Origin of the sequence: Actinoplanes sp. NPDC026670, from assembly GCF_040638175.1 — a bacterium.
GTDB lineage: Bacteria > Actinomycetota > Actinomycetes > Mycobacteriales > Micromonosporaceae > Actinoplanes.
In genome coordinates, this window is the sequence record NZ_JBEZXU010000070.1 from 50,084 (window position 1) to 62,461 (window position 12,378).

5 protein-coding genes are annotated in these 12,378 nt (G+C 72.7%); all 5 read left to right on the forward strand.

The window, feature by feature from the left end; all coding sequences use genetic code 11:
• Positions 1-76: 76 nt before the first annotated feature.
• The 5 genes from AB0E94_RS43000 to pstS all read left to right on the forward strand — a co-directional run bounded on the left by AB0E94_RS43000 (position 77) and on the right by pstS (position 12,064).
• Positions 77-1,843, forward strand: coding sequence for a hypothetical protein (locus AB0E94_RS43000; RefSeq protein WP_360339004.1), 1,767 nt, complete (start codon positions 77-79; stop codon positions 1,841-1,843).
• An 89-nt stretch (positions 1,844-1,932) separates the two neighbouring features.
• Positions 1,933-8,091, forward strand: a complete 6,159-nt coding sequence (locus AB0E94_RS43005) for a DUF3320 domain-containing protein (protein ID WP_360339007.1) — start codon at positions 1,933-1,935, stop codon at positions 8,089-8,091.
• A 52-nt stretch (positions 8,092-8,143) separates the two neighbouring features.
• Positions 8,144-9,346 carry an esterase-like activity of phytase family protein gene (locus tag AB0E94_RS43010; protein WP_360339010.1) on the forward strand — a complete coding sequence of 401 codons (1,203 nt, stop codon included), beginning with the start codon at positions 8,144-8,146 and terminating at the stop codon, positions 9,344-9,346.
• A gap of 76 nt (positions 9,347-9,422) precedes the next feature.
• Positions 9,423-10,727, forward strand: a complete 1,305-nt coding sequence (locus tag AB0E94_RS43015) for a hypothetical protein (protein ID WP_360339013.1) — start codon at positions 9,423-9,425, stop codon at positions 10,725-10,727.
• A gap of 152 nt (positions 10,728-10,879) precedes the next feature.
• Positions 10,880-12,064 (forward strand): phosphate ABC transporter substrate-binding protein PstS, encoded by a 1,185-nt coding sequence (gene pstS / locus AB0E94_RS43020; protein ID WP_360339016.1) that lies wholly within the window; start codon positions 10,880-10,882, stop codon positions 12,062-12,064.
• Positions 12,065-12,378: the final 314 nt, after the last annotated feature.

Here is a 12,378-nt window from a genome sequence, read left to right on the forward strand (position 1 = left end):
ATACGGAACGTACGGATGATCGCCCTCGTCCGTACGGGTGAGGTGACTGACGGAAAGCAGACACTAGCGTTCCCGTGTGGCGAATCGGTTCCCCCTCTGGGGACAAGCGGGCTGGGCTAGTGCCGAGGTGGTCGGCGAGACGCACTACGCGAAGGCGATACGTGCCCTCTTCGGTAGCGACTTCGACCCCCGCGGAACCGACATAAACATCGCCGTCCAGCTCATACCCGACCGCAACAACCGTCACGACCGCAACGCCGTCGGGGTCTGGTCCGGCAACAGCCTGCTCGGGCACCTGCCCCGCCCGGAGGCCGCCCGGTACACCGCCGTCCTCACCGCCCTGCACGGCCGCGGCCTGCTGCCCGAGGTCAACGCCCGGATCACCGGCCGCGAGTGGAGCGCCGCCGACGGCCGCCCGGCCACCTTCGACGGGACCATCCGGCTCGACCTGGCCGAGCCGCACATGCTGGTCCCGGTGAACGCGGCCCCGGTCCAGGAGCACCGGCTGCTGCCGTCCGGCTCGGCCGTGCAGGTCGTCGGCCAGCAGCAGGCCCTGGACGTGCTGGTCCCGCTGCTGCGCCCGGAGGGCGAGTGCTGGGTCTACGTGACCCTGCACGAGATGGCCGACCACCTGGTCGAGGTGCGCATCGGCGACGCCCGGGTCGGCGACCTCAGCCCCAAGATGAGCGGCGAGCTGTCCCCGGTGCTGCGGCACCTGGCCGAGCGGGGCCTGGTCACCGCGGCCCGCGCCATGATCAAGGGCCACGGCGGCAAGACCGAGGTCATGCTCTACATCGCCCGCGTCCAGGACCTGCCGGAGAGCTGGCAGGCCGGTCCGAGCCGCCCGGCCGCCGCGCCGTCGGCCGGCCGTGGCACGGCGAGCGTCCCGGCCCCCGGCGTGGCCAGCACGGGACCGGCCACGCCGGGTCCCACCCCGGTGTCGCCGTCGCCCCCGCTCGCGCCGTCCTCCCCGCTCGCATCACCCCCGCTCGCCCCGGCCGCGGCCGGCGCCTCGGCGGTGCCCGGCATGAGCATGCCGGGCGGCCTGATGACCGGCGGCCCGGCCTCCGGCGGCCTGGTGCCGAACTGGGTGACCCCGGCCGACGCGCTGCCCAGCTGGGCGTCGCCGCCGTCGGCCATGCCCGCGGTGGCCCCGCTGCCGCCGTCCACCCTGCCGGTCAACCCGGTCTCACCGGGCGTCCCGGCGCCGCCCACCGGCTCCCCGGCTTCCCCCTCCGGCGCTCCCGGCTCCCCGGCCGTTCCGTCCGGGGCTCCCGGCTCGCCCGCGGTCCCGTCCGGATCGCCGGCCTGGAACAACGTGAGCCCGCCGGCCGTCGACCCGGCCTGGAACAACGTGAGCCCGCCGGCGGTCGCCCCGGCGTGGAACAACGTGAGCCCGCCGGCCTGGAACGCCGGCAGCTACCCCACGCCGTACGTGTCCGGCAGCCGTTTCGAACCGCCGGCCACCACCCCGGTCCACCAGACCGAGGGGCCGGGCACGCTGCTCACCGACCCGTCGGCAGGCGCCCGCCCGGTCAGCCCGGCGCCGTACTCCGAGGCGGAGCAGCTGGCGATCGCCGAGACCACGGTCATTCCGGCGCTCGCCGCCGTGGTGAAGGCGAACTCGGGCGCCCTGGCCGGCCTGTCCCCGGTCTCGCCGGCCCCGGCCGAGGGCAACCAGCACCCGCCGATCCCGTCCGCGCCGACAGGCATCCGGTTCGTGGTGCCGCCGGGCTGGCCGCTCCCGCCGGACGGCTGGTACCCGCCGGAGGGCTGGCGCCCGGACCCGGCCTGGCCGCTGGCCCCGGCAGGCTGGTCATGGTGGGTCCCGGCCTGGGACTGACCCCTCCCGGGCCCCTTTCTGCACCAGAAACGTCGGATTAACCCGGAAAACCACCACGGTGACCCACCTCGCCTTGCTGGAATGGGCGAATGCGGTGGGATGAAGCTGACGGGTTGACCGGGCGGCCGGATGCGCGTGTCCGGGGAGTGCTCGAAAGCTGGCGTGCCGGTCTGCTCGACCTCACCGCCTCCAACCCGCTCATCCACGCGGACCCGTGGGGCCCCGGGATGGTGGCGATCGACAGCCCGTCGCCGCGTGGCGTGCTGGAGGCGTTGCAACAGGGCCGCGAGTGCGGGTTCCTCGGCGTCGAGGAGCAGGAGGAGGGCCCGCGCCCGCGGACCGCCAGCGTGTTCCAGACCCACATGACCGACGCCGAGATGGACGCCACGCTGCGCGCGCTGCGCCGCACCGACCATCGCGACCAGCTCGAATACGGCATCTCCGCGCTCTACCTGGCGCTCGGCACGCTGCACTGGAAGGACGACCAGCAGGAGTACGCCAGCCCGATCCTGCTCCTCCCGGTAGACCTGGTCGACTCCGATCCGCTGGACTACCCGCGGCTGCGGGCCCGCCCGGACGACCCGCTGGTCAACCCGGCCCTCGCCGTGCGGCTCAAGTCGCACGGCGTCGAGCTGCCGGTCGTGGAGGGCCTGACCGGGCTGGACGTCACCGTGTTCTGGGCCCGCCTGGACGCGGCGATCGGCGACCACCCGGAGTGGCGTACCGACGAGGCGATCCTGCTGTCCCGGTTCACCGTGCACCGTGAGGTCGTCTACCGGGACCTGGTCGACAACGAGCGGCAGATCCTCGCCCACCCGGTGGTCCGCGCGCTGGCCACCGAGGCCCGCTCCCAGATCGACGCGTTCAAGTTCGAGCCGATCAGCGCCCGCCGCATCGACGACGTGGCCTCGCCCGACGACATCCCGCTCGTGCTGGACGCAGACGCGGCCCAGCGTTCCTGCGTCGCGGCCGCGCTGGCCGGGCGCAGCTTCGTGATGCGCGGGGCGCCCGGCACCGGCAAGTCGCAGACCGTCGCCAACATGATCGCCGCGCTGATCTTCGCCGGTAAGCGGGTCCTGCTCGTCTCCGAGAAGGCCGCCTCCCTCGACGTGGTCCGGGACCGGCTGGCCCACGCCGGGCTCGACGACTACCTGCTCGAACTGCACACCGACCAGACCGGGCGCGACCACGTGGCGGCCACCCTGGCCGCCGCCCTCGACTTCATCCCGCTGCCGCCGCCCAGCCTCTCCACCGACGAACGCCAGGAGCTGCGCGAACACCGGGAACGGCTGAACGCGTACGCCGAGGCGATGAACGAGGTCCGCGAGCCGCTCGGCCACCGGCTGCACGACGTGCTGGGCATGTGCGCGCAGATGACCGACGTGCCGGCCGCCCCGGTGCCGCCGGTCCTGCCGATCCCGCTGACCACCCAGTCGCTGCAGAAGGTCCGCGACGCCGCCGAACGCCTCGGCCGCGCCTGGCGCCCGGCCGTGCAGGGCGACGCCTTCCTGTGGCGTGACGTCGCCGACCGCAACCGGCTCGACGCCCGTCTGCACCAGGCCCAGACCGCGCTGGAACACCTCGTCGAGGCGGCCGGTGACGACGCGCTCGCCGCCGCGTTCCGGGCCCGGCACCTGCCCGACGCGATCGCCCTGACCACGCTGATCGGGCACGCCGCCCGGCGCCCGCCGGAGGCCGCCGACGAATGGCTCACCCTGGACAGCCTGGAACCGGTGGCCCGCGCCGCCGAGGGCCTGCTGCGCCACCTCAAGTCGCTGCACCAGGCCGAGGACGCGGTCCGGTCCCGGGCCGGGGTCACCTGGTCGGCGCTGCCCACCCCGGGCAAACTGCCGATCGTGCCGAGCCTGGTGCACCTCGACCCGCCGGCCGTGGAGCTGCTGCCGCTGACCGCCGCGCAGGCCCGCGGCCTGGCCCGCCGGTTCGCCGACGAGGCCGACCGGCTGGAACAGCACCAGCACAGCCTGGACCGGGTCACCGCCCGGCTCGGCCTGCCCAACGTGGTCGCGTTCTCCGACATCAGCCGGGTCGCGGCCATCGTCGACCTGCTGTCCCGGGCCGACAAACCGGAGTCCGGCTGGTTCGACGCCGCCGGGATGGCCGCCGCGCACACCGCCGCCCGGCTGCTCCAGCGGGCCGTCGAGGTGGTCAAGGCCGCCGAGGACAAGGCCCGCGAGCACTTCAACGAGGGCGCGCTCGCCCACCCGGTGGACGAGCTGGCCGACCGGTTCGCCAGCGTGCACAAGGGGCTGAAGAAGCTGCGGGCGCCGTACCGGCGGGACAAGAAGGCGGCCGCCGAGATCGCCCGGCCGGACGTGAAACGCAAGCAGGCCGTGGCCAACCTGGCCGCCGCGGCCGCCTGGAAGAAGGCGCTCACCGAGCTCGACGAGACCGAGCGCGAGCACGCCCGGGTCCTCGGTCGTCACTGGCAGCGGATGGACACCGACTTCGAGGCGATCCGCAACGCCCTCGGCACCGCCGAGGAGGTGATGCGGGTGACCCCGCCGGAAGCCCTGCCCGCGGTCATCGAACGGGTCAGCGCGGCCACCCCGAACAGCGCGATCATCCGGATCGTGTCGGAGGCCCGCAAGGAGTTCGACAGGTGGACCCTGGCCCTGCGGCCGCCACCCGAGCCGGCCCCGCGCCCGCAGCTCGCGGCCGGGCCGGTGCACGACGCGGTCACCTGGCTGCGGGCGCACGTCGAACCGCTCACCGCCACGGCCGAGCTGGTCCAGGCGTACAGCGTCGCCGCCGGACGGGACTTCTCGCTCGCCGAGTCGGCCGCCATCGGGCTGCTCCGGGAGAGCGCCGCCGACGCCGCCGCGGCGCTGGCCGCCAACGCCGGCGAGTACGCCAAGGTGCTCGGCAACGCGTACCGCGGCACCCAGACCGACGTGGAGGCGCTGGCCACCGCGATGGCCTGGACCTCGGAGGCCCGGCGCATCCGGGTCGGCGTGGACACCGCGCTCACCGCCGACCAGGTAGAGGCCCTCGGCAAGTCCCGGCCCACCGACACGCTGCCGTCCCGGGTCGCCGAGTGGCAGGCCGCCCGCGACTGGATCCTGCGCGCGTTCGCACCCCGCCGGCACGCCCAGCTCACCGGCGCCCTCGACGACTACGAGCACGCCCGGCAGCTCATCCAGGCGCTGCTCGAGGACGGCAAGGGCCAGCAGGAGTGGTTCGACTACCAGGCGGCCCGCACCGTTCTCGCCGACCACGGCCTGGACGCGGCGGTCGACTTCTGCGCCCGCGAGGACCTGGCGGTCGAGCAGATCCTGCCGGTCCTCGGCCGGGCCCTGTTCCAGTCGTGGGCGGACACCGTGATCCGCGAGGACGACCGGCTCCCACCGCTGGACGCCGTCGCCCGCGACCGGCTCGTCGAGGACTTCCGGACCTGGGACGCCCGGCTCCAGCGGGCCGCGTGCGCCGACGTGATGAACGCCGTCGACGAGATGCAGCCGTCCGGCACCGCCGCCGCCGAGGCCGCGCTGCTCCGGTCGTCGGCCGCCCAGACCGGCCGCAAACTGCCGGTCAGTGAGCTGATCGGCCGGACCCGGCACGCCACCCTCGCGGTCAAGCCGTGTTTCCTGACCGTGCCGGCCGACGTGAGCCGCCTGGTGCCGGCCGACCTCACCTTCGACGTGGTGATCATCGACGAGGCCTCCCGGGTGCCCGTCCCGGACGCCATCACCTGCATCTACCGCGGCGCGTCGTTCGTGGTGGTCGGCGACGACCGGCAGCTCACCGCCCTGCCGACGCCGGGGGAGGGCCGGTCCGTGCTGGACCTGGCGATCGGCTGCGCGGCGTTCCCGGTGCTCGACCTGACCACCCACTACCGCAGCCGGCACGAGTCGCTGATCGCGTTCGCCAACCACACCTTCTACCAGGGGACGCTCAGCACCTTCCCGCCCGCCGGGCCGGCCGGCCCGGACACCGGGGTGCAGCTGTTCCCGGCCATCGCGGAGAACGGCGACGCCGGGCTGGCCGACCTGGTCGCCGGGCGGGTCGCCCACCACTTCGTCACCCGGCCCGAACTCAGCCTCGGCGTCATCGCCTGCACCCCCGAACTGGCGATGCGGATCGAGGCGGCGGTCGCCGACATGGTCGTGCCGCCGGAGGACGACCGGCTGCGCGGGTTCTTCGTCAAGGACCTGGACACCGTGCAGGGCGACGAGCGGGACGTGATCCTGCTGGCCATCAGCGAGGACCTGGGCGGGCTGGCCGGCCCGGACGGCTGGCGGCGGCTCAACGTCGCCACCACCCGCGCCGCCCGCCGGGTCGAGGTCATCTCCACGATCCGCGGACGGGACCTGCCGGAGACCGAGGAGTTGCGGCCGCTCGCCGCCTATCTGGACTACGCGACCCGCGGCGAGGCGGCGCTCGGGCTAGACGACAGCCGGCCCGATGTGCAGACGCCGTTCGAGGACTCGGTCCGCGACGTGATCCGTGCCTGGGGTTACCGGGTGCGTTCCCGGGTCGGCACCGGGGCCTTCCGGATCGACCTGGCGGTCCGCCGTTCGGCCCGGCGCAACGCCCCGTTCGCCCTCGGCATCGGGTGCGACGGCACCAGCTACGACTCGGCGCCCGCCGCCCGCGACCGGGACCGGCTGCGGGAACAGATCCTCGAAGGGCTCGGCTGGAAACTGCACCGGGTCTGGGGCACCGCCTGGTACCTGGACCGGGAACACGAGGAACAACGGCTGCGCGCGGCCATCGACGAGGCGCTCGCCGAGTTCCCGCCCGAGGAGCAGGCCGCCGAGCTGGAGGTCTCCACGATCCCCGAGGGGGAGCAGCGGGAGCCGGTCACGCTGGTGCAGACCGAGGACGGGTACGCCACGGTCGGGCCGGTCGAGTCCTTCGAACCGGTTGAGTCCTTCGAACCGGTTGAGTCCTTCGAACCGGTCGAGGCTTTCGAACCGGTCGAGGATTTCGAGTCCGCCGAATCCGTCGAGGAGGAGGACGTCGTCCCGGTCGACTCGCTGGGTGAGCTCGACGACGAGGTGGACGCCTACCTGTCCGGTGTGGAGGACGTGGCGGAACACGTCGTCGAAGAGTCGGCGGCGGAGGCCGTACCCCAGCAGATGGTCGAAGAGGAGGAGCCGGAGACCTGGACGGCCCCGCCCGCGGAGATCGACGCCGGCCTCGCGGCCCCGGAGGAGGAGCCGGAGACCTGGGCGGCCGCGCCGGCCGCTTTCGGCGCCGGCCTGGCGGTCGCCGAGGACGAGCCGGAGACCTGGACCGAGGCGGCCGAGGAGGAAGAGGAGCAGCCACGGGTGCGGGCGGCGATCTTCGAGCGGGTCACCCGGACCGAGACGATCGTCGAGACCGTGGCCGAGTTCGACGACTTCGACGAGCCGCGGGTCGTGCCGGCCACCTTCGAGCGGCTCACCCGGGCCGATGTGGAACGTGCCGAGGCGGCCCGCGCCGCGGCCGTCGAAGGACTGCCGATCGCCCAGCCGGTCTTCGTCTCACCCGAATTCACGCCGACGCCGGTTGTGGAGTCCGTGCCGGTTGTGGAGTCCACCCCTGCCGCGCCGGCCGCGCCCAAGCGGACCCGGGCCAAGAAGGTCATGAAGCCGGTCCCGCTGGCGCACGGCCCGGAGGAGTGGGCCCACCCGTACCGGAAGGCCAAGCTCACCGCCCTGCCCGACGGCGCGAACCTGGCCTCGCCGGACACCGCCCGCCGGATCGCCGACGCGGTCCGCCGGATCGCCGCCGTCGAGGGGCCGGTGCACATCAGCATCGCCCTCCAGCGGATGCGCGACGAGTGGGCGATCACCCGGATCACCAAGCAGGCCCGGACCGCCATCGACGCGGCGATCGCGAAGCTGGCCGCGAAGGGCGACGTGACCTGGGCGGACGACTTCCTCGGCGACCCCGGGCAACTGGTGCCGGCGGTCCGGCTGCGCACCGAGGGGGTGGCCCGCAAGGCCGACCAGATCGCCGGCTCGGAGCTGCGGGTGGCGATCGAGCACCTGGTCGCCGACGCCGGCGCGATCGACGTGGACGGTCTGCTCGCCGCGACCGGCAAGCTCTTCGGCTGGGCGGCCCGGCGATCACCCGAACTGGACGCCCGGCTCACCGCGCTGATCGCCGACCTGGTCGCCGAGGGCCGCCTGAACCGGCACGCCGACGGTCTGAGCGCCACGCACGACCTGCCCGACCCGCTGTCGTTGCCGCGGCACGAGACGGCCTCCGCGCCCACGCCGTCCGGGAAAGTGAGGGCCTGACGCCATCGGAGAGTCGGCCACGGTTCACCCCGGTCTCCTAAGGTCCGGGCACATGCGAAAGATCGTCTACAGCGGATCGCTGGCGCTGGCGCTCACCCTGACGCTGGCCGGCGGGGTCCAGGCCGGCGACCACGCCAAGGTCACCGTGCCGACCCTGACCGGGTTCGCGTCCCTTCCCGCGGCCACCTTCGTGCCCGGCAGCGAGCCGTCCGGCGCGCTCGTCACCGGCAACACCAACGGGCACGCCGTGCCCTTCGCCGACCAGCCGGTCCAGGGTTTCTCCGGGATCGTCAACAACGGCGACGGCACCTTCGACGTGCTCTCCGACAACGGCTACGGCAACCAGGCCAACTCCGGCGACTTCCTGCTGCGGGTCCAGCGGCTCGCGCCGTCGTTCGCCGACAGGCAGGTGGACGTGCTCGGCGGTGTTAACCTGACCGACCCGAACGGCCTGGTGCCGTGGAAGCTGACCCGCGCCGACCGGGTGCTCACCGGTGCCGACTTCGACGTCGAGTCGATCGTCAAGGACACCGCCGGCGGCTACTGGATCGGTGACGAGTTCGGCCCCTACCTGCTGCACTTCGATCGGGCCGGGCGCCTGTTGTCGGCGCCGGTGCCGCTGGACGGCGTGACCGCGCCAGAGACCGCCATCCGTACCGGGACCACCGCCAACCTGGGCAGCAGCAAGGGCTTCGAGGGCCTGGCCGAGTCGCCCGACGGCCGCTACCTCTACGCCCTGCTGGAGGGCTCGGTCACCGGGGACACTGCCGGCGACCTGCGGCTCAACGAGTTCGACACGCGGACCGGCAAATACACCGGCAAGCGGTACGTCTACCGCCTCGGCGCCCCGAACCTGGCCATCGGCGACGCCATCGCGATCGACCGGAACCGGTTCCTGATCATCGAGCGCGACGGCGGCCAGGGCGCCACCGCCGTGATCAAGCGCCTCTACATCGCCGACACCCGCGACCGGAACCGAGACGGGCTGCTCGACAAGACCCTGCTCGTCGACCTGATGAACATCGCGAACCCGCGTAAGGTCGGCGGCTTCGGGGCCACCTTCACCTTCCCGTTCCAGACCATCGAGGACGTGGTCATCCTGAACGAGAAGACCGTCGCGGTATTGAACGACAACAACTTCCCGTTCTCCAGCGGACGGACCGCGGGGGTGGCCGACAACAATGAGTGGATCACCATTGAGCTGCCCTCGTCACTGCACCCCGACAAGCGCATCTTTCCAGCTCACGGCCGGTAGATAAACGGTTTATGAACGAATAGGAAACGAGCGGGCGCGCTGTCCCGGAATTGCGCTAATGGCCTACCGTGACGGCGTGCCCGCGATAGAACTCCGGCGCGACACACCCGGACTCCTGCGTTTGTTCACCACCGTCACCGCGGCCGTGGCCGCCGTACTGCTGATCGCCCTGACCCTCGTCATGATCAGCGTCCGCGACCAGGTGCGGGTCATCGGCCGGGAGGCGGCTCCGCAGGCCGCCACCGCCGCCGACCTGTACTTCGTCCTCAGCGACCTGGACGCCCAGGTCACCCGGATCCTGCTGGCTGGCGACAGCGACGAGTCGGCGAGCAGCCGGATCGACGCGCTCGGCGTCTACCGGGACCGCGGCTACCAGGCCGACCGGGACCTGCAGCAGTCGACCGCGGACAGCGCGGTCACCCTCCGGCTGATGGACGGGCTGGCCGTCTACCGCCAGCGGGTCGGTCAGGCCCTCGCCGCGTCGGCCGCGTCCGACCGGATCGGCTACTGGACACAGGCCACCAACCTGCTGCACCAGCGGTTGCTGCCGGACGCCCAGCTGTTGCGGGAACAGAGTCAACAGAGCCTGGATGACGCGTACGCCCGGAAAACCGCCACCGAAACCACCGGAACCGCCGTCGCCGTCCTGCTCGGCGGCAGCCTCGTCGCGCTCCTGATCGTCCTCCAGGTGTGGCTGGCCCGCCGCTTCCGCCGCTTCTGGAACCCGGCGCTGCTCGCCGCGACCGCGCTCAGCCTGCTGCTGCTGACCGCCGCCACGATCGTGCTGCAACTACAGTCCCGGCAGCTCGCCGCGGGCCGCGACGCCGGGCTCGGGCCGTATCTGGCCCTCTCCGAACTGCGGGCGCTCGGTTACGACGCCGCCGCCGACACAGGCCGGTACCTGGTATCGGCCAACCTGTCCTACTACCGCGACGACTTCACCGCCAAGTCGGCCTGCCTGACCGGCGACCTGTCCTGCTACCGCTCACCCTTTCTCTTCGGAACCGCGGGGGTCCCGGCGTCTGATGCGGCCTCGGCCCGCGGCGGCCTGGCTGTGCTCGCCGGATCCGCCGCTGCCGATCGATGGGCCGCTTATCAGGCCGTTCACCAGCGGATCGTCAGCCTCGCGGACAGCGGCCAGACCGACGAGGCGGTGCGTCTGCTCACCGGAATCCGGCGCGGCGACGCGGCCTTCGACTTCGCCTACTTCGACGCGTCGGTCGCCACCGCCGCCGAGACCCGGCGGCGGGACTTCGACCGGTCGCTGCGCGCCGCGGAGACCACCCTGACCGGTTGGTCCTGGCTGCCGGCCCTCTTCCTGTTGACGGTGCTGACGCTTCTTCCTTTGTCGGTACGCCCACGCCTGGCCGAATACCGATGAGGCATCCAGGCGCCCTTCGCTTCCGCGCCCATCCCAAGCCCCGCCGCCGGGCGCCGAACCGGCGGCCTCTCGCCGTCGTCCGGCCCGTTCCGCGTTCGTTCGTGGTCTTCGGCTGGCCGGTCTCGTGAGTTTCCGTTGAGAGGTAAGAAGGTATGAGGCTGCGAGCTCCAGCCGCCGTCGCGAGGCTCCTGCTGGCCCTGGCCGCGTCGCTCCTCCAGGCCCTGACCGCGAGGCCCCTCCAGGCCCTGACCGCGAGGCCCCTCCAGGCCCTGACCGCGAGGCCCCTCCAGGCCCTGACCGCGAGGCTCCGCCTGGTTCTGGCCGCATCGCTTTTGCTGGCCCTGACCGCCTGCGACCAGCCCGCCGAGCCGGAGACCCCGATCGCCTGCGCCTCCGGGTCGGTGTCCGGCCAGGGGTCCTCGGCCCAGACGAACGCGATCAACGCCTGGATCAAGGCCTACCAGATCGCCTGCGCCGACGCCGCTGTCGCCTACACGAGCACCGGATCCGGCGCCGGAGTGAAATCGTTCATCGAGGGAACCGGCGACTTCGCCGGCACCGACACCCCGCTGAGCGCCGCCGACCTGCGCAGCGCCGCCACCCGCTGCGGCGGGCCGGTGGTCCATCTGCCCCTGGTGGTGGGCCCGATCGCGCTCGCCTACAACGTCGCCGGAGTGGGCGACCTCCGCCTGACCCCGCCCACCATCGCCAAGATCTTCAGCGGAACCGTCACCACCTGGAACGACAAGGCCATCGCCACCGACAACCCCGGCGTCGTCCTGCCGTCCACGAAGATCAGCATCGTGCACCGCGCGGACGGCTCCGGCACCACCGCCAACTTCCTGCGCTATCTGACCGCGGCCGCCCCGTCCGACTGGACACACGGCGCCGGCAGCGACTGGCCACTACCCGGCGGGCTCGGACAGCGCGGCAGTCACCGGGTGGCCGCCGCGATCACCCGGACCGATGGTGCGATCGGTTACGTCGAGTCGTCGTACGCCCGGGTCACCGATCTGCCGACGGTCCGGGTCGGCACTGCCGACGGCAGCTACGCCCAGCCCGCCGACTGGGCGGCCGCCCAGTCGATCGCCGCCGCCCAAGTGACCGAGGACCTGCGCCTGGAGATCGACTACACCGCGGCGACGGCCGGCGCCTATCCGATAGTCCAGGTCACCTACGAGCTGGTCTGCCGGAACACGATCTCCGACGTGGCCCGGAGCTTCCTCGTCTACGCGGCCGGGGAGTCCGGGCAGAGGGCCGCCGAACAGGCCGGATACGCCCCACTCCCACCGGCGCTCCAGGCCCGGGTGACCGCAACCCTGTCAACACTCCGCTGACCGGCAGCGAGCTCTCCCCGCCTCCGCCTCCCCGCCTCCGCCTCCCCGCCCCGCCTCCCCGCCTCCGCCGCCCGCGGATCTTGCACGACTTTTCACCCCCGCGGATCTTGCACGACTTTTCACCCCCGCGCCGATCTTGCAGCCCTTTCCGCCTCCCGGCAGGAAGAAAGCTGCAAGGTCTCCCCGACGCAGTAGACCTTGCACGACAACCCATGCCCAGCTTGGAGTCAAGGGGTGGTTGCATCGGTGCTGGTGAGGAACTCGTTGAGTTTTTCGGTGGGGGTGCGCCAGTTGAGGGTTTCGCGGGGGCGGTT